General features: G+C 33.8%; 16 protein-coding genes. 6 read left to right on the forward strand and 10 right to left on the reverse strand.

Going from position 1 to position 23,450, the window contains the following annotated elements; translation table 11 throughout:
* Positions 1–136: 136 nt before the first annotated feature.
* The 10 genes from OA93_RS12510 to OA93_RS12555 form a co-directional block, all read right to left on the reverse strand.
* The gene (locus OA93_RS12510) at positions 137–2,440 is read right to left on the reverse strand and encodes an aminotransferase class III-fold pyridoxal phosphate-dependent enzyme (protein WP_039113624.1); all 2,304 of its coding nucleotides are present in this window, start codon (positions 2,438–2,440) and stop codon (positions 137–139) included.
* A 191-nt stretch (positions 2,441–2,631) separates the two neighbouring features.
* Complete coding sequence (locus OA93_RS12515) at positions 2,632–4,767, reverse strand: beta-galactosidase (RefSeq protein WP_052259444.1); 2,136 nt, start codon at positions 4,765–4,767, stop codon at positions 2,632–2,634.
* Positions 4,768–4,810: 43 nt separating this feature from the next.
* Positions 4,811–6,817, reverse strand: a complete 2,007-nt coding sequence (locus OA93_RS12520) for a trehalase family glycosidase (protein WP_039113626.1) — start codon at positions 6,815–6,817, stop codon at positions 4,811–4,813.
* Positions 6,818–6,967: 150 nt separating this feature from the next.
* Complete coding sequence (locus OA93_RS12525) at positions 6,968–8,470, reverse strand: RagB/SusD family nutrient uptake outer membrane protein (RefSeq protein WP_039113847.1); 1,503 nt, start codon at positions 8,468–8,470, stop codon at positions 6,968–6,970.
* A 22-nt stretch (positions 8,471–8,492) separates the two neighbouring features.
* Positions 8,493–11,630: a TonB-dependent receptor gene (locus OA93_RS12530; protein ID WP_039113627.1), complete on the reverse strand. Its 3,138-nt coding sequence runs from the start codon at positions 11,628–11,630 to the stop codon at positions 8,493–8,495.
* A 768-nt stretch (positions 11,631–12,398) separates the two neighbouring features.
* Positions 12,399–13,055 carry an aspartate kinase gene (locus tag OA93_RS12535; RefSeq protein WP_035618292.1) on the reverse strand — a complete coding sequence of 219 codons (657 nt, stop codon included), beginning with the start codon at positions 13,053–13,055 and terminating at the stop codon, positions 12,399–12,401.
* A 117-nt stretch (positions 13,056–13,172) separates the two neighbouring features.
* Positions 13,173–13,532 (reverse strand): YraN family protein, encoded by a 360-nt coding sequence (locus tag OA93_RS12540; RefSeq protein ID WP_039113628.1) that lies wholly within the window; start codon positions 13,530–13,532, stop codon positions 13,173–13,175.
* A 48-nt stretch (positions 13,533–13,580) separates the two neighbouring features.
* Entirely contained in the window at positions 13,581–14,552 is a 972-nt protein-coding gene (locus OA93_RS12545) for a hypothetical protein (protein WP_039113630.1), read from the reverse strand.
* Positions 14,553–14,591: 39 nt separating this feature from the next.
* Complete coding sequence (locus OA93_RS12550) at positions 14,592–15,488, reverse strand: LD-carboxypeptidase (RefSeq protein WP_039113631.1); 897 nt, start codon at positions 15,486–15,488, stop codon at positions 14,592–14,594.
* Positions 15,489–15,604: 116 nt separating this feature from the next.
* Positions 15,605–16,621, reverse strand: a complete 1,017-nt coding sequence (locus tag OA93_RS12555) for a hypothetical protein (RefSeq protein WP_039113632.1) — start codon at positions 16,619–16,621, stop codon at positions 15,605–15,607.
* Positions 16,622–16,796: 175 nt separating this feature from the next.
* Between OA93_RS12555 and OA93_RS12560 the strand changes: the two genes are divergently transcribed.
* The 6 genes from OA93_RS12560 to OA93_RS12585 all read left to right on the forward strand — a co-directional run bounded on the left by OA93_RS12560 (position 16,797) and on the right by OA93_RS12585 (position 23,437).
* A complete protein-coding gene (locus OA93_RS12560; protein ID WP_039113633.1) occupies positions 16,797–17,870 on the forward strand; it encodes an endonuclease in 1,074 nt (357 codons plus the stop codon).
* Between the two features lie 173 nt (positions 17,871–18,043).
* A complete protein-coding gene (locus OA93_RS12565) occupies positions 18,044–18,583 on the forward strand; it encodes a 3-hydroxyanthranilate 3,4-dioxygenase (protein ID WP_039113634.1) in 540 nt (179 codons plus the stop codon).
* A 145-nt stretch (positions 18,584–18,728) separates the two neighbouring features.
* Positions 18,729–19,655 carry a magnesium transporter CorA family protein gene (locus OA93_RS12570; RefSeq protein ID WP_039113635.1) on the forward strand — a complete coding sequence of 309 codons (927 nt, stop codon included), beginning with the start codon at positions 18,729–18,731 and terminating at the stop codon, positions 19,653–19,655.
* Between the two features lie 238 nt (positions 19,656–19,893).
* Positions 19,894–20,787, forward strand: coding sequence for a CorA family divalent cation transporter (locus OA93_RS12575; RefSeq protein WP_039113636.1), 894 nt, complete (start codon positions 19,894–19,896; stop codon positions 20,785–20,787).
* Between the two features lie 85 nt (positions 20,788–20,872).
* Positions 20,873–22,426 (forward strand): aldehyde dehydrogenase family protein, encoded by a 1,554-nt coding sequence (locus OA93_RS12580; protein WP_039113637.1) that lies wholly within the window; start codon positions 20,873–20,875, stop codon positions 22,424–22,426.
* A gap of 198 nt (positions 22,427–22,624) precedes the next feature.
* Positions 22,625–23,437, forward strand: coding sequence for a leucine-rich repeat domain-containing protein (locus OA93_RS12585; RefSeq protein ID WP_039113638.1), 813 nt, complete (start codon positions 22,625–22,627; stop codon positions 23,435–23,437).
* Positions 23,438–23,450: the final 13 nt, after the last annotated feature.

Genomic DNA, 23,450 nt, shown 5'->3' on the forward strand with positions numbered 1-23,450 from the left:
ATTTATTAGAGCATAAAAACAAATGAGTTTCCTGAAAAAAAATAAGGGCGTATGAAATTTTCATACGCCCTTATTAATTCAACGGGATAGAAACTATATCCGATTATTGTAATTAACTATTTGACAATTAATTTATTTAAACATGAACTTCTTTTAATATCTCTTCAAGGTATTGTACCATTTCATCTGCATTTTGTTTGTTGAATGGCATTGGTGGTTTTATTTTTAAAACATTGTGCAAGGGTCCGTCAGTACTTAGTAAATATCCTTTTTCTTTCATTTTTTCGACAACAATGTCAATTTCTGGAATTGCGGGTTCCATGGTTGTTCTGTCTTTTACCATTTCGGCACCAATGAATAAACCATGCCCACGAACATCACTAATGATTGGGAATTTATTCATTAATCCTTTTAGTAAATCCATTAAGTAATTACCCACTTCTAAGGCATGTTGTTGCATTTCTTCATCTTGAATTACTTCCAGAACAGCTAGTCCAGCCGACATAGATACTGGATTACCTCCAAAAGTGTTGAAGTATTCCATTCCGTTATTAAAAGCATCGGCAATTTCGTTTGTTACGATTACTGCTGCAAGCGGATGACCGTTTCCTATAGGTTTTCCTAGTACAACAATATCGGGAACGACATCTTGTAACTCGAAACCCCAGAATTTATCCCCAACTCTTCCAAATCCTACCTGAACTTCATCGGCAATACATACTCCACCCGAAGCTCTTACGTAATCATACACTGTTTTTAGATAGTTTTGGGGTAATGGAATCTGACCTCCAACTCCCAATAAGGTTTCGCAGATAAATACTGCTGGTGCTTTGTCTTCTTTTTTTAAATCTTCAATTATTCTTTGTACATCGGCAGCATATTTTTCGCCTGCATTTGCATCGCCATATTTATAAGGACCTCGATATAAATCGGGATTAATTGCTTTATGAATCCACGGCATTTTTCCAAAACCTCCTTTACTGTCAAATTTATACGGACTCATTTCCATTGCCACGGTTGAGGTTCCGTGATAAGCATGATCCAATACAATAATGTCTTTTTGCTTAGTAAAGTGGCGACTCATTCTTATAGCAAGGTCATTTGCCTCACTACCAGAGTTTACGAAATAACAAACGCTTAATGACGATGGTAATGTTGCGGTAAGTTTTTCAGCATATTCTAATATAGTATCGTTAAGATACCTTGTATTAGTGTTTAAAGTTGCAATTTGTTTTTGCATTTTCTTTACCACTACAGGATGACAATGTCCAACGTGGGATGGATTGTTTACACAATCTACAAAGGTTCTTCCTTTATCATCATATAAGTATTGTAATGCCCCTTTTACGATTTTTAGTTTCTCGTTGTAACCAATGCTTAGATTTCTACCTACATTTTTTTGACGAGCCTGTAATAAATCAGAATAGTCGGAATCATTTATCACGCCATCAAATCCGCAAGCTTTTCTAAAAGTATCCTGAGCTTTTATAGGATTTATTTTGATGAGTTTGTATAATAACTCCCAAGCTGGCTTCTCTGTTATGAAATGATGGGCATTATCGCTATTTAGCGATGCGTTATAAGCCGACTGTGTTACGCTTATACAAAGCCTTCCAGCGATTAAATAATATAATAAATCTAGTTCTTGTGTTGTAAGCGAATATGCTTCATGATATCCTTTTACGATGAATGAAGCAGCTGTTAACGGATCATCACTTTCTAGGATTGCATACGTACAAGCTATTGCAAGATTATTGATTAAAGCGGAATAAACCATATCGCCAAAATCTATCAAACCAGTAGTTTTTTCTCCTTGCGTCATTACATTACAATCATTGGCATCATTATGAATGTATGCGTGTCGTAATGAATGTATTTGCGGAAGCACTTCGGTATCAAACTGCAAAAGGAAATACCCAGCAATTCGTCTTCGTTCGTGATTGGTAATGTACTTCAGTTTTTCATTGGCATCACCCGCTCTGCTAATGTCCCACGTATAATGGCGATGCATTGCAGGGTGAGAAAAGTCTTGTAATGCTTTATCCATATTCCCCATAAATGCACCTAAATTATAAAGAGCAGTGCTTGATTTTTTTTGTTCCTCGTACCAAAAAGTGCCTTCGAGGAAACTAAGAATTCGTACGTAATACGTTTTGTTATCTCTGATTATTTGGGTTAAAGCTTCTCCGTTTTTATTGATAGAAAACTGCTGAAAATTGTCTGCTAAAGGGCTTTTGCTTAAATGCTGAATGATTTTAACCTGCGCATCCAGAAAAGGATACGGCTGATTTTCATCAGAAAGCTTTAATATATACTTTTGATTTTTCTCATCGGTTAAGATAAAATTCAATTCATCATAACCGTCTAACGCTTTTACGGTAGCGGATAATCCATAATGTTCTATCGCTAATTGCTGAATGTCTGTTTCTGAAAAAATCATTGGTATTGTTTATTAAGTTGTTTTGTCTGTTTTCTCGTTTTCCTACAAGGTATTTTTTTGATTATGTAGTGAAAAGTTTTTCACCACAAATTTCACAAATTATCGCTAATTTTTTTAAATAAAAGCATTCTTATATTTGTGCTAATTGCTTCGCCAGTTCGCTCTTTCAGGCTCGGGTTGTGGCTGTTTTTTTATTTCCAAATAATGGCTTGTGCTGGTTGTAAAGGGTTTTGTCCCACAAGAATTTTACTTCCTTGAGGTATTGGTAAGTTTATAGGTTCGTTTGTATAGTTTACACCTACGTAAAAACCATCCCTCCATTCTACAAATACTCCTTTTGGTAAATCTTCGATAGTAACTTTTGCACGTTCGTAAATAGTACGTACAACTTGTCTTTCTAAAGTTCCGTCTTTACTTTCTGCACCGATATAAGTAACAGTCCCTTTGCCTAATTTTCTTGTAATAGCAGCAGCTTTACCTTTATAAAATTGATCTGCATAGGTTGCTAATACTTCCGTTCCTTGTTTTGGGTTTAGGACATCTGCCCAGGTATTCCATTTGTGGGTATTGTTTCCTGAGCTTATTGTTCCGTTTACATTGGCAACAAGCATATCAAAAAAATCTACATCGGCACCAATTAATGGTACGATTGGCGCACTCCAATTAGCTTCAAAGAAATGTCCGTTTCTATCCTTTTGACCTGTACGGCAAGAAAGGATTAAGTTTCCTCCGTTTTCAACATATTTAGTCCATTTATCGACCAATTTCTGATCTATAAGTTGATAAGCAGGAGCAACAATAAACGGATAAGCAGAGAAATCTTCATCTTCTGTAATAAAATCCATTGGCGCACCAGTCGATTTTACTGCAGTTGTATATATGTTTCTATGTCTCCAGGTACTCCAGAATTCTGTTTGTTTTTGGTTTTCTAAATCCCAAAGATTTTCATGACTCCATAAAAAACCTGTTTTTCTTTTTGCAATTTCCTGAGGAATTACCGCTTTAGGATTGTATTCTTTACGAAGCAATTTCATGTCCTCGATAGATTGTACAAATTCTTTTCCACCTGTAGTAAGTGTAACACCATCGGTTCCTACGATTCCGTCATGGTACATTTCACTACTTCCTAGCGGGTGTCTGTATCTATACGTACAAGTAAATGAACAACCACCACCAAAAGCTTGAGATATCCACATATGAACCGTTCCTGGTTGTAATTGTGGGTTAATTCCAGCCCAGTTTACTTGCCCAGGTTGTAACTCCATAATACCAGTAACACCGCTTATAGATCTGTAATAATCGTTTGCTTCAGATATTTTGTTAGGATGCCCCATTCTAAAACTATCTCCTCCTAAAGGATTCTGTCCACTTACAGGATACATGGTATACGTAATGAAATCCATTTTGTTAGCACTTCTAGGATCGGCATCATAGATTACATTGGTAAAGTTGGTTGTTATCCATTGTTTTGGATCAACATACTTTCTAAGTATTTCGGCTTGTCTATTTAAATATTCACCCTGTGCATCCGAGGTAAATCTTTTAAAATCTAAAACGGCATGAGGGCTTAGCTTATCTTCAAAATAAATTTCGGCATTAGGTAAAACTATTTGTTCAAAGTTATTATAACGAGTACTCCAAAAATTCCCAACCCATTCTGTATTTAGTTTTTCGATTGTTCCGTATTTGGCTTTAAGCCAAATTTGAAATGCTTTACGAGCTGAAGGACTGAAATCGGCAGTTCCCAAAGGTTCATTGTCGATTTGCCAACCCATAATATTTTTGTTCTTACCGTATCTTTTTCCAAGTTCGGCAACTATTTGATCTGTAAATTCTCGGTATTTTTCATTTGTTATAGATACATTAGCTCTATTACCGTGTTCTCTGCGACGCCCGCTTGCATCTACCAAATAAATTTCAGGATATTTGTCTCCCATCCATGCTGGTGGAGTTGGAGTTGGGGTACAAAGAATCACTTTTAATCCATTTTTTTCGGCTATGGCAAGTGCATCATCAAGCCATTTAAAATCATATTTCCCTTCTTCGGGTTCCATATACGTCCAGGCAAATTCGGCAAAATGCGTAAACTCAAATCCTAGTTTTTTTATGTTTTTTAAATCACGTTCCCATTGTTCTTTTGGCCATTGTTCAGGATAATAGTAAACACCAATTTGCATTAAATCGGGTTTTGAAAAAAAACGTTGTGCGTCTTTGTTCTCCGTAGAAGTGGTTTTTTTGCTTTGAGAAAAAACGGGATTCGAATTACAATTTGCGATAAGCAATAGTGTAAATAAAATTTTAACTAATGGTATATTTTGCTTGAACATTCTTGGTTGTATTGAGTTAATCGAATATGTGGTATTTTTTTAATTATTTATCTTCTAAAAGTAGCATTAAATAATGTGATGCCGACCAGCTAAAGTTAAAAGCTTCCATTCCTTTTCCTGTAAGGGGTTGGTAGTTTTCTCTTATAGATGTGCCTTTATCCAGAACACCTTCTGCATTATGAATGAGTTTATGTGCCAATTGATTTGCTTCGGTTGTATAACCATATTTTTCTAATCCATTTATACCAAAATAACTTTGGTCAAGCCAAATTGGTCCTCTCCAATAGCCACGTTCTGGTTTAAATTTTGGGTGATTTGCTGCCAATGTTGGTAACGGAACAAAAGTGTTGAAAATAGCAGGATTCATCATGTTTTCTTTCATTGCTTTGGTTTGTTCGGAAGTAGCAACCTCAGCCCAAATAGGTAAATATCCTTCGCAACCCATTGCTTTTATCAATGTTTTACCGTCGATTGTGGTATCGTAATACCAACCTGTTGCTGGATCCCAAAATTGAGTTTGGATTTTAGCTTTTAATGCAACACTTTCGTCTTGCCATTTTTTAGCTTCTTCATTCAATTTTAAAACTTGAGCCATTTTGTTTAAATAGTTCTTTTCGGCGTATAAAAAGGAATTTAAGTCAACACTTTCTTGATCTAGCGAATAGGCTTTATCACCGTTTTTTAAGATTTTACTATCGTCAAAACGAACAGCATTATCCATTCCGCTTTCCCATTTGGCTGCGACCAATGTTCCATCTGTAGAACCAAATTCGCATATTCCGTCTTGGTCATGGTCACGCTCTTTGTACCACCAGTTATGATATGATTTTAGTTTTGGATAAAACTCTTTTATAAAATTAGCATCTTTAGTTTTCTCATAAATTTTCCAGATTGCCCATGCAGCAAGTGGAGATTTTGTGTTTCGGTAATTGTTTTCTTCTATTAGATTGTTTCTATAAACACAATCCGGAATAAATCCGTTTGGCTCCTGATAATCAAATAGCGCACGCATTTGGTCTTTTGCTAGTTCAGCATCATAATTGGCAACTGCAACTGCGTGTTTCCAACTGTCCCATGCCCAAAAACCATGAAACCACTCATAATTGTAACTCGGGAAAAGTCCACCGTGTTTTAAACCTTCGGCAGCAATTCGGGTATTGTTTTGTAATGTAAGTACCAGTTTAGCGACTAAATCAGAATACGTATTGTCTTTGTAGATGGCTTTTTTCTTGGCTATTAATTGTGCTAATTGAGTTTCTTTTTCTTTTTGTGTGTTTTTAAGTAGCGTATTAAATGTTGTTTTTGCTATAACTTCATTCTCCTTTTTCCATGAGTACTGTGAGAAAATAAAGGATTGAGAAACAACTATTTCTTTGGTTTCGTTTGGCTTTAATGTTAGCTTTTCTGTTTGAGTTTTATAACCTTGTTTTGTGATTTCAATTTCTGGTGTTGCATTAAAAAACTGAATGTAACCCACGGCTGTACTTTTCGTGGAAACGATTTTTAATATTTTACCTTCTTTAGATAATTGTAAATCATCTAAAAAAGTAGTTGAACCATAAGATGGATAAAGTGTTATTGTTTTTCCTGATTTATTGGTAATACTTGTTTTTTGTAATGCCGAATGTCCTGATAAAAAAACTAGTTGTTGCTTTATCTCTAATTTTTCGTTTTTAAATTGCTGTTCTAAGTGGCTATTGTAGCTGTTTTGACTTACTAAAGCCTTTTTCCAGTTTATAGCTTCTTGTTTGTTCTCGTCATTAAGTTGTAAGGAAACAAACGAGGGACTTAACCAAACTCCGTTTTGTTCTGTCATTAAAAATGGACCAGAAAAACCACCTTGAACTTCAGAAGGTTCTAGAAATCCGAATCCGAACCAAGCGCCTTTATCCGAGAAAACCAATGATTCTCTATCGGTTGCATTTGCTGGGTTTCCTTTGTAGTTTATGCTGTTTTTTGAAGATTCTAAAATCGGAAAGTCTTTTTGTGCCCAACTGGATTGTAATATAAAAAAGAATGAAAGAATAAAAAGTGTTTGCCTTTTGCCCATGTTATTTCGTTTTTTATTGAATGTTTTTGGTTTTGAGATATATTTCTTTTTTTAAGTAGTGATTAATAGAGAAATACGAAATCAGTAGATAAAAAGAATAGCCCAAGAAATATAGGGCTATTCTTTTAAAAATTAAAATGATTTAATGGATTAATTTGTTTGTAATTCTGTTAATGGTATTGGATAAAAATTGTTTTTTGATGTATCAAAACCGGTACGGCCTACAGCATCAAGTGCCGCTTTTGTTTTTCCCCAACGACGTAAGTCATAAAAGCGATAGTTCTCTAGAGGGAATTCTAGTATTCTTTCGTGTTCAATTTGTGCTTTTACCTCACTACCTGTTGTACCAGTCATTGCAGGCATATCGGCTCTGTCACGAACTTTGTTAATATATGGGATTGCTTCGGGTGTACGACCTAATTCGTTTAATGCCTCTGCTTGCATCAACAATACATTTGAATAACGCATAAGCGGAATGTTGATTGCAGTAAATTCCTGATCCATTTTTTCCTGAGTACTTGGTATGAATTTTCGGAATACAGGTTTGTCGGCATCGCCAAATCTTTCATCATAAGTAGTTCCTAATACTCTTGGGTTATCTGGGTCATTAAAATAAGGATCTTTAAAGAAAAGTGTGCTATAAATACGTGAATCGTAGTTTCCTGTAGTCGCTATTTTTCCTTCTTTTTTAAATTCATTTACTAGCATTGTACTCGGAAGAATTTCGTCCCATCCACCAAGTTCTGCAGCACCCATCCAATAATGTAGTGCATTGCGATAGAATGCTCCATTGGCAGTTGTTTCTGAGAATTGAAGTTCGAATATAGATTCTTTGGTGTTCTTATTAGTTCCGTCAAACATAGATACATAATCTTTAACCAAATCATATCCTTGTACTTTGTTTAATGCAGTAAGAGATTCGTTTAAGTAGGTTTGTTTTTGAGCCGTTTCTTCGTAAGCTCTGGTTAAATAAGCAAATCCTAAATAACTATTGGCAGCTCCGCTGGTAGCACGACCCGTTTTATCCTGAGATTGTTTAGGAGGCAATATTGCAGCTACAGCTTTAAACTCGCTTGTAATAAAATCCCAAGCTTCGGCACGTGTAGATAATGGTATGTTTAAATCACTTTCTTTAGTAACATACTTACTTCTAACATAAATTTGTTCCCAGTTAAGAAGCAATTTCATGTGATAATACGCACGCAAAAAACGAGCTTCAGCTTCTATTTGCGCTCTGTCAGCATCGGTAATAGTCGATGCTGGAACTTGTGGTAACTTATCAATAACCTGATTGGCATTACTAATTCCTCTATAATTGATTTTCCAATATTCCGTAAACTGGCTATTACCATTGGTGTAGGTAAATGTTGAAAGTTCTACCCAGTTTTGGTAATTCAATGCATCGCTACCTAAATCACAAATATCTTCGCGGTATGCCTCAACTGGCCATTTTATTTCGGCAAAAGTCCATTCATCTGTAGCAGCTTCAAGTTGAGAATATGCTGCAGCGAGAGCAGACTCAGCATCAGATTTGTTCCTCCAGAAATTTTCAGATGTAAGTTGGTCGGGCGATTGTTGGTCTAAATAGTCACTGCAACCAGCAGTGATTGTGAATAAACCTATAACGGATAATATAAAAAATATCTTGTTCATGATTATGTTTTTTATAATAGTATTAAAATATATATTGAACACCAGATACAAATGATCTTGTAAATGGATACACAAAACGATCTACTCCTGTATTAAGAACTGTTTCACGTGAGAATTCTGGGTCAATACCTGAGTAATTAGTGATAGTAAATAGGTTTTCAACACTTACATAAAATCTAAGCTTATCTATTTTTGCACCACCTAACATTTTATTAGGTATTGTATATCCTATTTGTAATTGACGCATTCTTATAAAATCACCACTTTCTAAGAAACGATCAGATTCGCGACTGTTTCCGTTAGGATCTTGTAGTACCGCACGAGGAGTGTTACTAGGATTTTCTGGTGTCCATGAGTTAAGTGTTGTAGCCAACATGTTGGTTCCTGAATTCATAGATTCGTAAAAATATCTGTTTCCGTTATATAATTTGTTACCCCAACCACTTCCTATCAATGCAGAGAAATCAAATCCTTTATAACTAGCACCTAAACTAAGGTTAGCTTCCATTTTTGGCAATCCTGTTCCTGCGTATGATTTGTCATTTTCGTCTATAACACCATCTCCGTTTAAATCTTTAAATCGAATATCTCCTGGTTGCGCATTTGGTTGTAATAAAACACCATTTTTGCTATGAGCATTTACTTCGTCAGTAGATTGGAAAATACCATCGGTTCTGTATAAGTAGAATGCACTAATCGGGCTTCCTACACGTGCCTGAGTTGGGAAATGTTCTGTACCAAATTTTAATCCTTGTCCGTAAATGGTTTGCCCTTCGTTTGCAAGAGATTCTACGTTGTTTTTAAGCGTTGTAAAGTTAAAGCCTACGTTGTATTTAAACTCATCGATTTGATCACGATAATTAACTTCAAGTTCAAATCCTTTATTGCTAATTTTACCTACGTTAAGTGTTGGGTCATCTACTCCAGCAGATGGAGCCAGTTTTTTTGTAATCAATAAATTATCGGTTACATTATGGTAGTAGTTCATAGAACCGCTAATTTTCCCGTTTTTAAGTGTAAAATCGATACCAATATTCTTAGAGTCTGTTGTTTCCCATTGTAAGTTTCTGTTCTCTAATGCTGTTGCAATACTTCCTGGCCAAGGGTTGCTTCCGCTTCCTTGTACATAACCTGAGCCTAAAGTGTTTCCTGTTTTAATTAATGTATTTGCAGAGTAATATCCTAAGGCAGCTTCGTTACCTAATTGTCCCCAGCTAGCACGTAATTTTAAAGTTGATATAATGAAATCTTTAGGGAAGAAATCTTCTTTTTCTATTTTCCATCCTAATGCTATAGATGGGAAAGTTCCCCAACGGCTGTCTTCTCCAAATTTAGAAGAACCATCTTTTCTAACCGTCATTTGAAGTAAATAACGATCATTAAATGAGTAGTTTAATCGGCTAAAGAAAGAAACACGGTTGTATTGATATTTTGAACCATCCGCAGAAAATGTTCCTCCTTTACCAGCTCCGATAGTTGCAAAACCTGGATCTAAAAACCCAGACGGACGATCAATCGATACCAATTGTCCATTCTCTACAGAATAATCGGTTGTTTTTCCTTCTACAGTTACTCGATTCCAGTTAGACGAAACTCCGTTTATAGTATTACCAAGCATTAATCCAAAAGAATGTTTTCCAAAAGTTTTATCAATTGTAATAATGTTGTCTAATATTTGTTCATCCCAATGTGTTCTTAATTCTTCTTGTGAAGCATATTGATGTATTTCTTTAGGGTTGGCAATGTATGGAGGGAAATGATAGGTTTCCTGATTGTTTTTTACACGGTAAGAGTACGCTATTTTATATTTTAACCAAGAGGTAATGTTTGCAGTTATGGCAATATTTGCAGTTAAATCTTGTCCTTTGTTCATTCTATCTCTAAAATGTTCTTCGGCAACCGGGTTTGTACCAGCTGGTAAACCATTTTTGTTTGATAATCCATATCCATAAGGTTCGTCAGCGTCATAAACAGGCACTAATGGTGACATTGTATATACTTCTTTTAACTGAAAAGTTGGCTGTGCATTTTGTGTTCCTATAAATGCCATTTTTCCATCTACATCAAAGATTGATTTTTTGAAACTAACTCTTGCGCTGGCAGTTTGTTGACCAAAATCATTATCGATTACAATTCCTTTTTGCTTTACATAGTTACCATATAATGCAAACTTAATATCGCCTTGTCTTCCTTGAATTCCCAAACCGTAATTTTGTGTAAGTCCAGAACGGAAAACCTCATCTTGCCAATCAGTATCGGTAGTAGATGGTGCGCTTATATATGCAGGCAGTGGTTTAGGAGAAGTAGCATATTTATTATATTCATCGTACATTCTTTTGTGTACGGTTTTATATTCATCTGCATTTAATAAATCCAACGTTTTTGATGGATTAGTGATGCTTAAAAAAGAACTAAAGTCTACTTTTATTCCTTCTTTCTGACCGTTTTTGGTTGTAACAATAATTACACCATTGGCAGCAACAGATCCATAAATTGCAGCAGCTGCGCCATCCTTAAGAACCTCAATAGATTCTATATTTGTTGGGTTAACTGTGTTGATGTTTCCTTGAAAACCATCAATAATATAAAGCGGTTCAGTAGCTCCAAAGGTATTTACCCCACGTATTTTTACGCTCACATCAGCACCTGCAACACCACCTGCTTTTTGCACATTTACTCCAGATACCAAACCCTGTAATGCTTCGGCTGGATTTGTTGTAGCTCGTGTTTCAAGACTTTCTTTCCTTACTGATGAGATAGCTCCGGTAACATTACCTTTCTTTTGAGTACCATAACCAATCACGATTACCTCGTTAAGTTTATTGGTTTCTTCTTGCATGGATACATTAATCTCACTGCGATTATCAAGAGGCTCAGTTTTCTCTATAAAACCTACATATGAAAAAACAATAGTTTGATTTGTGCCACTAGGAGTATACGTTAAGGAGTAAGACCCATCAAAATCGGTTGCAGCGTTGTATTTGGTTCCTTTTATAGATATACTAACACCTGGTAAGGTGTTGTTCTTATCATCTGTAACTTTTCCAGAGATAGTTTTTTTTGCCTGACTTTCCTGCGCAAGCAGGGTATTAGGCAGCCAAAAAAGGAGAATGATCGGCATTAGAAAAGGCTTCCTAAGTAAGTTTTTTAATTGTTTCATTGGTGTTAGTTTTTGGTTTCTGGTTGTGGTTAAGCTTTTTTATTCTATTTGGGTGGTTTTGTCTGTCGTGGTTATTAATTTTTTGTCATTATGAATGGGTTTTACTTTTAAAAAAGTGATATTTATTTTTTTGAATGCTTTTTACTAAGAATAATGAAATTCAAATTTAGAAGATTGTATATATAAAATACACCAGTACCTACCAGTTTGTTTTTGATGCTTGGAAAAAAGTGTGCCAAGTGTGCCATTTTACCAAGTGATAAAATCAGTAGATTGTTTAGCTTAGAAAATCAAAAAAGAGGAATGATTTTAAATACTCATAAATTAGTAAAGAGGAAACTAAAATGGAGTAAAATTTGATTGAATGACGAAAAAACATAAGGTTTTTCGTTGTAATATTAAGTGAAATGTGTTGGGGTGAATATTTTAAAGTAATCTCTTAATTGTATTTTTTCTGTTTAAATGCTATTTTTTTGAAATTATTCTGTAGTCGAAGTAAATTTTTAAGTATGAGTTTTAGTACAATTAATAGTTAGAATCTATTCTTTTTTAATACTAAAAGTTTTAGCGGGAGAACTGTTTATTCTTTTCGGATTGATTCAAAAATAACCCTACCAGTACAAATCAGTTTGATTTTTTGGTGGCAATGTTTAAAGGCGCTTTTCTTTTCCTCGTTTTATATGTTACAAGTATTGAGAAGTATACATAAAAAAATCCCTTTTTCAACTTTTAAATTGGAAAAGGGATTTCGGTATATTTATTAAGAATCTAGTTCTTCAGGTCTTTAATTACTTTAAAAGCGATATCTACCTGATCTTCGCTTACTAAAATGGTAAATTCATTTGAAGTCGAAATTACTTCGTTGATTATAATTCCTTCCCAAGCTAAGCGTTGGAAAATGAAATAGTAAATTCCAGGAACTACAATGTTTTCTTTTGGTAGTTTTACAGTAATTGAAGCTAAGTTGCTCAATTTTTGGATTAATTTTTCGCGAGCAAAATGTTTTTCAACTAGTTGATTTATACTGCTGCTAACTACAATGTTAGTTTCGTTTACACCACGAGATGAGGTATAAAATATATCTGATAATGTATTAATGTCCGAAATTAAATCAGCTTGTTTGTTTAAGACAGTTTCTGATGCTGCAAAAGTGTAATCTGTAAGTTCTGAGCGAACAGTAATCTCACCGATATTCTTGATTACTTTATTGATTTTGTGGTTTAATTTAAAATCTAATTCTTCCGTTAAACGCTTTAAAGACATTACTACAGCACCTTGTTTTACTTCTTTGCCAAACTCGCTTTCTAATTCTGTCATTATATTTCTAGACAATGAGGTCAGATTAATAATGCCGAGTGATAATGCATTTAATAAAAAAGGCTTCGTTTTGATGTAATTTTCTACGATGGAGGAAACAGTTTTCATAATTTTCTGGTTTTTTACTAATTTAGTGTGGTTGGTTTAGTTAGTTGTTGTGTTATATTTTTTTACAAATATAAATTAAAAAACAATTTGTTACAATTATAACAATAAAAAATTATGTTAAAAATGATAAAAAGCATCTATAAGATGTTCAACCACAAATGATTCCTTATTTTTATGGATTCCGATGATATCAAAACGAACTTCAAAATCTATTTCCCTATCGTTTATGTAGGCATTTACTGCTTTTACAAGAAGTTGAATTTTTTTTGCATCGACAAAATCTTGTGGCGAGCCAAAATCTAAACTCGATCTGGTTTTTACTTCTACAATTGCCAAGATATCTTCTTTGGTAGCAATAATATCAATTTCGGCTTTTTGGAAAGTCCAATTTCTATCTAGAATTTTATAGCCGTTTTGTTGGAGATATTCCACAGCAAGATCTTCTCCTTTTTTTCCGAGCTCATTGTGTTCAGCCATTTTTTTTAGTTATGGGTTTTGAAAAATTGTAAAACTTTAATTTGAAGTTTATAATTTTTTTCTTTGTAATTGTAATGGTTGAATAGCAAGAATTTTATTTTCGTTATTGAACAATACTTTTATAATAGATGTTGGGACTTCACTTGGATCATTATCATATTTGTATTGTATCATCAAACAACTTTCGCCTGTAGCAGTAAATTCAATTCCTGTAAGAAATCGAACTAGCTTATTGTCAAAATTGATGGATCCTCGTAGTTTTATAAATTTATCATCCGTTGTGGTTTGCAAAATTTCTTCAGATAAAAATGATTTAGCTTCGGTAAATTGGTTTTCTTTAAGTTTTGCTATAAAGTTTTCAAAGTTTTGATTTGAAATAATAATATTTTCATCATCTAACACAGGTTCAACATCTTCCTCAGTGTCTTCTTTAATGTTTTTTATATAAAGCCTTATTCTGTGAGTAGGATTTATTGTTGCAATACCTTCTTTCTTGTAATAATTAGAAATAGATGTATACATAATGATTTCTAAGCTTTTATTTGGTTCCCAAATGTCTTTTCTCTTTAATCCTTCAGGGGAATCTATTTTTTTTACATTATTTAGATTTCCTTGCACTTCACTTTTCCCGTATTTGTTTGTGAAAATCTGTAAAAGTGAGTTGTATTTTTCAATCAAGGCTTTACTGAATTTTTCAGGTTTGACATTATTATCGCTTTTGTCGAAATTATAAACGTCCCATTCATATAAAATTTTTTTAACAATAGAGTCTTTTTTGCTAAAAGTATAATAGACTAGTAAGTCGGGAATATTTTTCTCTTTTCTTCTGTAAATTATTGGTTGAGCAGAATCATCAAATGAAATGAAATTTGTATCAGTAGTAAATAATTTGCTTTTTAAATTTTTCTCAATATTTATAAAATAATCAACTTTCTTCCCTTGAATTTCAGTGAATAATTCTTGAGAAAAAATCAGATTTACAGAAGAAAAGAGAAAAACAGATAATAATACTTTTTTCATAGTGATGTTTTTTTATTATTTCAACCCTTACTTATAACTTTATTTAAAAACAAGTGTGCTTCCTGATGCATTAACTTCTATTGTTACGGTGCTTCCCATTACCAATGCTCTATTGTCTTGAATATGACCTGCAGGGAAATTAAAGATTACGGGAATATTATATTTCTTGGTAACATCATCAATGATTTCTAAGGCATTTTTTCCCCACGGAATATCGTTGTCTTTCATTTTAGTCATTGCACCAATTACTATTCCTTTTAGGTTTTCGATACAACCGTTACGTTTTAAGTTCATCATCATTCGATCGATATGATATAGGTATTCATCTAAATCTTCTATAAAAAGTATTTTATCCTGACAATCGATAGCCGATTTCGAACCTAATAAACTATATAGTATAGATAAATTACCTCCAACTAATTCTCCGGTTGCTTTACCAAATCGGTTCATAGGATCTGGCGAAACAGCATAAGATATTGGATTGCCAAATAAAGCCATTTGCATAGTTGCAATTGCATCTGGAGTGGCGCGCGGAATACTTACTGGCATAATACCATGAATAGATTTATACCCCATCGTGTTTAGATGATTGTGTAAAACGGTAACATCACTAAAACCAATAACCCATTTAGGATGTTGTTTGAATTTTGTAAAATCAAGTAAATCTATCATTCGAACGGTTCCGTAACCACCGCGAACACACCAAATAGCTTTAATGTTTGGATTGTCCATCTGATGTTGGAAATCGGCTGCACGTTGTTCATCGGTTCCAGCAAGCTGATTGGTGTCTAAACCTATTGTGCTTCCTATTACAGCTTCTATCCCCCAGCTTTTAAGTAAGTCTATAGTTGGTTTTAAATTATCATCGATGTTTTTTCTAGCTGTTGCTACAAGTGCTACAGTATCGCCTTTTTGTAAGTAAGGTGGTGTTATCATGTTTTGTTGAGATTGACAGGTGAATGATTGTAATGCTATAATAAGAAATGCGAATTTACAAAAAGCAAAATGTTTCTTGATGTATCGGAATTGGTTTGTGTTCATGTTTTTTATCTTTAGTTTACAACAACATTGTCTAATTGTGTTGTTGTTATATCCGTTAGTTTGCCTTTTTTGGTTGTACTGTTTCCAATCCAGTTATATGTTTTTCCGCCAGTATTTATTGTGATTCCGATAGAATCGTTGTTGTCATATATAGTATAAACAACATCTTTATTTTTAAATGTAACGGTATTGTTCTTTTTGTCAAGAGTAAAATCGGGGTTCTGATAAACTGTATTTATAGGATAAGAAAACTCAACTTCATCATTTTTATCAATTAAAGCATAATTAAGCGTGCGGTCGTTGATGTTAAATAAAACAACTCGCTTCTGGTTTTTATCGACTGTAAAGGATAGTAGGGTTTTTATACCATCTTCATCAAGATTAATCGTCCTTTTTGATGTTAGTACCATTTTTTTGCCATCCCAATTTTCTTCGCTATAATTATTATAAGGATATCCCATTTGGTCTTCTTCAACTATCTTGACTACTTTCGGTTTGTTATTCTCGACAATAAATTCCGAGAACTGATGCCAGCAACATCCGCTTTTTGTCATTACGCTTATTTTCTTAGTCTCATAATCTACCTGAAACATTCCGCAATAATTTTGAGCAAGTGCTGTAAATTCGGGACTGAATTTAAAACCATTTTTAGTTGCTAAATATATTTTAAAAGAAGGGCCGTGGTAGCAACTGTTTTGTCCGTCTTCGATAGCAAAATCTTTAATTCCGTCAAAATTGTAATCCTCATACATTATTGAACTTTGTTCGCCATAAGGCAACTGTTTTATGTTTGCAAGTGCTTTTCCGTCATGTAAACTCAGTGCCAGTTCTTCAGCATCTACTTTTATAATTTGTTTTTGCGATTTAGTATCATAAATCGCAATCCAGCCTTTAGAAAAAACTTCGGATGTGTCTGCGATAAATATCTTTCCGTAATAATCCTTCGAAAAGTTATTTACTTTAAAAGTGACTTGTGCAAAAGTAAAGTTGAATAAAAGGACGAGTAAAGTTGTCGCTAAAAGTTTCATTCTATATTAATATTATAAATGTCAATCCCTAGTATTTATGGGATAAATTAGATTTTGTAAAACAAAGATAGCCATTATCAAAAGTAATTTAAAATATCTTAATTAAATGAATTAGATTTATAATTGAAAGAAATTTCTTTAATTTAAAGGTTTTTCTTTTTTAATATGAATTGCTATGAGAACAATTACCTTTTCTATCTTTATATTTTTCAATTTATTGATGACACAATTACACGGACAAACAAAAAAGTACACGATTCATACAGTGGCTTTTTATAACCTCGAAAATCTTTTTGATACCATAAAGAATCCGCATATTCTGGATGACGAATGGACACCAAATGGTACACGACATTGGACATCTAAAAAATATTTTAAGAAATTAGACAATCTTGCCAGAGTGTTATCCGAAATTGGAACGCCAGAAAATCCTAATTCACCAACTTTTATTGGCTGTGCCGAAATAGAAAATAGGGGAGTTCTGGAGGATTTAATAAAACAACCTAAATTAATAGATAAAGAATACGGAATCATTCATTTTGATTCGCCCGATCAGCGAGGTATCGATGTGGCTTTACTATATCAGAAGAAACATTTTAAACCAGTTTCGTTTTCGAATATTCCGCTTGTTATTTATAAAAAGCCAACAGAAAATAGTGTCGATACAATCGCGAATAAAAAGAATCGGGTGTTTACAAGAGATCAATTACTTGTAACGGGATTTCTGGATGGGGAGGAAATTAATATAATTGTAAATCACTGGCCGTCACGTTCTGGAGGAGAACAAAAATCGAGTCCGTATCGTGAAGCTGCTGGGGCTTTAAACCGGAAAATAATTGATTCCTTGCAGCAAATAAATCGCAATGCCAAAGTTATTACAATGGGCGATTTAAACGATGGACCTTATAACAAAAGTGTAAAAGTTGCGCTTGGCGCGAAAGCCAATAAAGCCGATGTTCCAGAGTTTGGTGTTTACAATCCCTTTGAAGATATGGCAAAGAAAGGAATGGGAACTATCGCGTATAGAGATTCATGGGATGTTTTTGACCAAATCATGGTTACAGAATCCTTGATTAAGACAGATTTCAGTTCCTATCGATTCTGGAAAGCAGGAATCTTCAATAAATCGTATTTAATACAAACTTCTGGCCAATACAAAGGATATCCGCTTCGACATGCCACAACCGAAGTTGGTTACAGTGACCATTTTCCGGTTTATGTTTATCTTATTAAAGAGATGGGTTTTTAGTTTTTAGTCACAGTTACAGTCGCAGTACCAGTTTACAACTGAAAACTGCGACTGGTACAGCGAATTGGTACAGCGAACTGCTACTGAATACTGGTACTAAAAACTGTGACTGAACATCGAGACAGCGTACTTTTTATTAACTTAGCAGCTTAGTAACTTAGCACCTAAAAAATATGGCTATAGCAAAACCATTCAATCTTACTAAATGGATTGATGAAAACCGTCACTTACTTAAACCACCAGTTGCAAATAAAAATTTATATACCGAATCTGGTGATTATATTGTAATGGTTGTTGCGGGACCTAATGCCCGAAAAGACTATCATTATAATGAAACCGAAGAGTTGTTTTACCAACTAGAGGGAAGTATAAAAGTTATTATTCAGGAAGATGGCGAACGAAAGGAAATGGAATTACATGCGGGAGATATGTATCTTCATCCTGCTCGTGTACCACATTCTCCAGTACGTTCAGAAGGCTCTATAGGTTTAGTAATCGAAAGAAAACGTGCAGGGAAAGGATATAAAGACGGATTGCTTTGGCATTGTGATAATTGCAATCATAAATTATACGAAGTATTTTTTGAGCTTCATAATATCGAGAAAGATTTCTTGCCACACTTCGAGCATTTTTATAATTCTAAAGATTTGAGAACCTGTACAAAATGTGGAACTGTAATGGAATCTGATCCAAGATTTATAGCCAAAAAATAATTCTGAGTTTTCTATTTAAAAGGTATACTTTTGCAAAAAAAAATAAATTATCCACATGGACGATTATTATTCGAGGAAGAAGAAAGATAAACAGAAATAGTTGTTGCATAATGCATGCGCTATTTCTATAATAACGTTTTGCATTATGATTACCTTTTACAAAAACAACAACGGATTATTCCCTACAGAAAACCGTGAAGACAACAAATGGATCAATGTAGTTTGCCCTACTCAGGAAGAAACTAAATTCTTACTCCAGGAGTTACAAATTCCAGAAGCTTTTTATAACGATATTGAAGATATCGACGAAAGACCTCGTATAGAAATCGAAAACGGTTGGTTTCTTATCATCTTGCGAATTCCTTTTAAGAGCAATGATGCAAAATTACCTTTTAATACAGCACCTTTAGGATTGATGTTTAAAGACGATGTTTTTGTGTCGCTTAGTTTTCATCAAACCGAGATTTTACCCGATTTTGTTTTATATACCCAACGTAAAAAATCGGATATTAGTAATCATTTCGATTTGGTTTTAAAATTGCTTCTGTCTTCAAGTATTTGGTTCTTAAAATACTTAAAGCAAATCAATCAGCGTATTCGATTGGCTGAAGATAATCTTGAAAAATCGATTAAAAATGAAGAATTACAAGCATTGCTTCAAATAGAAAAATGTTTGGTTTTCTTTATTACTTCCCTTAAAGGCAACGATATGTTGTTTCACCGAATTAAGAATCTTAAAAATCACAGAGATGATTTTGATCCTGTTTTAGTCGAAGATGTCGAGATTGAGTTACGTCAAGCGGAAGAAACGACAAATATCTACAGCAATATCCTGACCGGAATGATGGATGCTTATGCATCTGTAATCTCTAATAACTTAAATGTTATCATGAAAAGGTTAACTTCTATTTCGATAATATTGATGATTCCAACATTGGTGGCGAGTTTATACGGGATGAACGTTCCTAATAATCTTCAGGAAAACAATCACGGTTTCTTTATCATATTATTGATTTCATTATTAATATCAATTTGTGGTGTTTTCTTGTTCAAGAAAAAGAATATGTTTTAACTAGTTTTACGCATATCCAAACTCAACAATAAAGAGGTATAAATATTCTTTCACGCAGATTTCACAAGATTTAAGCTGATGTACGCAGATTTATTTACTTATAAATCTGCTTTAATCTGTAATATCTGGGTGAAACAAAAATCATTTTGTTTGTTTTAAATCCTTAATCGTAACTTTATAGGTTTAAAATTAATTACGCCTAATAGGTTCAATCTTAATTAAAAAACTAAATAGTATAATGACTAAAAATATCTCCGAGAAAACATTTGAATCATTTAATTGGCTCGACATAAAAGGACCTACTGAAACACAATTAGAAGATGTTGCTAAAAAGTTTGATCTAGAGGTTTTTCCAGTCAAAGATTCGGTGGAGCATGGGCATTTACCTAAACTAGAAAAGATTAAAAACTTTGATTTTATCATTTTGAGGGCTTATACGGCAAATGAGTTTGATAACAATTCTACAGTAGAAGAACTGTCAAATAAAGTTGCTTTTTTTTATAATGAAAAGCAATTGATTACGATTCATAGAACAGCATTTCCTTTTTTGGAAGATATTCACAAATCAGATTTGAAGTTTAAATCGGTTTACGAATTACTTATTCATATTTTTAAAGAAATCGTACAAACTTATAATGTACCCTCGCAATGGCAAACGGATCAGGTCGATGAAGTTGAGAAAACGATCTTCCTGAAAAAGGAAAACAAAATTTCGCTGGAAGATTTGTATTTCCAGAAAGCCGAAACAAGGATTAGTAAGAAGTTATTGGTGCTTACGCAAAATGTAATTAATAAGATTCATGTTCCAGACGAAAATTTGTCGGCACTTGAGGATGTAAAAGATAATCTTGTTAAGCTCATCTTAGCCTATGAGGAAGCGATGGAGGATGCGATAAATTTAATGAACACTTTCTTGTCTGTAACGGCGCAAAAAAATAATGATGTGGTTAAACTATTAACAGTTTTCTCTGCTTTTTTCTTGCCTTTAACCTTTTTAGTTGGGGTTTATGGGATGAATTTTAAATTTATGCCAGAATTGGAGTGGAAATATGGTTATTTGTACGCAATTATTTTTATGTTTGTCATGTGTTTTTTTATTTATATCTGGTTTAAAAAGAAAAACATTATGTAACCACACGTAATAAAATTTTAATAGATAGATAAATTCAAATATATTTACATAAAAAAATATAACAATTTCTAACCAAAAAGTTACAATGATAACAATAGCAGAGCAATTCGGAATGAAAGACGCATTGGCGCAATTGGGTATAAAAGCCATAAACGAAGGAACATCAACCGGAATAAATAATTTTTCTTCAGGTGATATTCTTGAAAGCTTTTCGCCAGTAGACGGAAAATTAATAGCATCGGTAAAAACATCTACAGCTGCCGATTACGAAAAAGTAATGCAAACAGCGACTGAAGCATTTAAGACATTTAGACTTATGCCAGCGCCACAACGTGGAGAAATCGTACGTCAGTTTGGAGAAAAATTACGTCAAAATAAAGAAGCTTTAGGTAAATTGGTTTCTTACGAAATGGGGAAATCATTACAAGAAGGATATGGTGAAGTTCAGGAGATGATTGATATTTGTGATTTTGCAGTAGGATTATCACGTCAGCTTCACGGATTAACAATGCATTCAGAGCGTCCAGGACACCGTATGTATGAGCAATACCACCCAATGGGAATTGTTGGAATTATTTCGGCATTTAATTTCCCAGTGGCAGTTTGGTCATGGAACACGGCTTTAGCTTGGATTTGTGGAGATGTTTGCGTTTGGAAACCATCAGAGAAAACACCTCTTTGTGGTATAGCTTGCCAGAATATAATTGCACAGGTAATTAAAGAGAACAATCTTCCAGAAGGGATTTCTTGTTTAATTAATGGTGATTATAAAGTAGGAGAGTTAATGACTGCAGATAAACGTATTCCTTTAGTATCAGCTACAGGTTCTACTCGTATGGGTAAAATTGTTGCGCAAACTGTTGCTGGACGTTTAGGTAAATCATTATTAGAGTTAGGAGGAAATAATGCAATCATTGTTACTCCAGATGCAGATATTAAAATGACTGTGATTGGTGCTGTTTTTGGAGCAGTAGGAACGGCAGGACAACGTTGTACATCTACACGTCGTTTAATTATTCACGAAAGTATTTATGACAAAGTAAAAGATGCGATTGTTTCGGCTTACAAACAATTACGTATCGGAAATCCTTTGGACGAAAATAATCATGTTGGTCCGCTAATCGATACTCAGGCGGTAGCGATGTATGCAAATGCTTTAACTAAAGTTGTTGCCGAAGGAGGTAAAATCCTTGTAGAAGGTGGTGTACTTTCTGGAGAAGGTTACGAAAGTGGATGTTATGTAAAACCAGCTATTGCTGAAGCTGAAAATTCATTTGAAATTGTACAACACGAGACATTTGCTCCAGTTTTATATTTGATTAAATATAGTGGAACTGTAGAAAATGCTGTTGATATACAAAATGGAGTTGCTCAAGGGTTATCTTCTGCAATTATGACTAATAATTTGCGTGAAGCAGAGTATTTCTTATCTGTTGTAGGATCAGATTGCGGAATTGCAAACGTAAACATTGGAACTTCTGGTGCAGAAATCGGTGGAGCCTTTGGTGGTGAAAAAGAAACTGGTGGAGGTCGTGAATCAGGTTCTGATGCTTGGAAAATATATATGCGTCGCCAAACTAACACTATCAATTATACTACAAGTTTGCCATTGGCACAAGGAATAAAATTTGATTTGTAAGATTAGAATCATTTATATAAAAACCGCTTTTTTCCATATTATTTGGAAGAAGCGGTTTTTTTTATTGCATAATTTATAGTGTTTTATTTAAATTCGCATTTAAGTATGAAATTTTTTGTTATTTCTGATGCTATTTTGGGTAAATAGTAGCAGAAATAATAATAGAGTAACCAAATAATATTTTGAAAAATTATTAAAATGAGTTTGATTTTTTTAGCAGGACTTACGCCTTATGGATATGGTTTTTTAGGAATATTGGCATTGTCTGTTTTAATTGCGTATATGTGGCTTAAGTCATCGGGCAAAAAAGAAAAGATGGGATGTCTCTCCGTCGGGTTAACAGCTCTTGTTATTTGGTTTGCTTTAATGTTTCCTGCTTCTATATCTTTTTCGATTATAGAGAATGGGGCAAAAATTGCACAGATAGGAGTGGCTGTTTTTTGGTCTGTACTTTTAGTTTTGGCAGCATTCATTGTATTCAGCAAGAATAGAACGAGAGTTAAAAAAGTGCTTCTTACGATTTTTAAATACGTTTTGTTTTTAATAGTGCTCGGATTGTTTTTAACGATGGTTGGCGGCTTAGCTTATTTTGTTTATTTAAGGCTTTTTACTCATGAAAAAGATGATTCTCCTATTTGGGTTGCTTTCTTATGTATCTTTTTCTTGGCATCACTTATTTTGGCTGCTATTGGTCTTGTAATTCAAACTAAAGAAGGTAAGAAAAAAGAAAAGACCACTTTTTATAAATTAGAAGAAGCAAAGCTAAAACCCGATATGGTAGTGGAGTTAAATTTAGCTAATGCCAAAATAGATGAATTTCCCGTAGCGATTTTACAATTTAAAAATATTAAGTTTCTGACTTTAAGTAATAATAATATTAGTGAAATCCCCAACGAAGTAAATAAGTTGCAGCAATTAATAGGTTTGGATCTAAGTGGTAATCCTATTTCTGACGTAGAAAGAAATAAGATTCGTAAGTTGCTTGCTAATCAGGTCGAAATAGTGTTTTAATAACTTCTAAATA

It is taken from the genome of Flavobacterium sp. KMS, assembly GCF_000813005.1.
In the GTDB taxonomy this organism is placed as follows: domain Bacteria; phylum Bacteroidota; class Bacteroidia; order Flavobacteriales; family Flavobacteriaceae; genus Flavobacterium.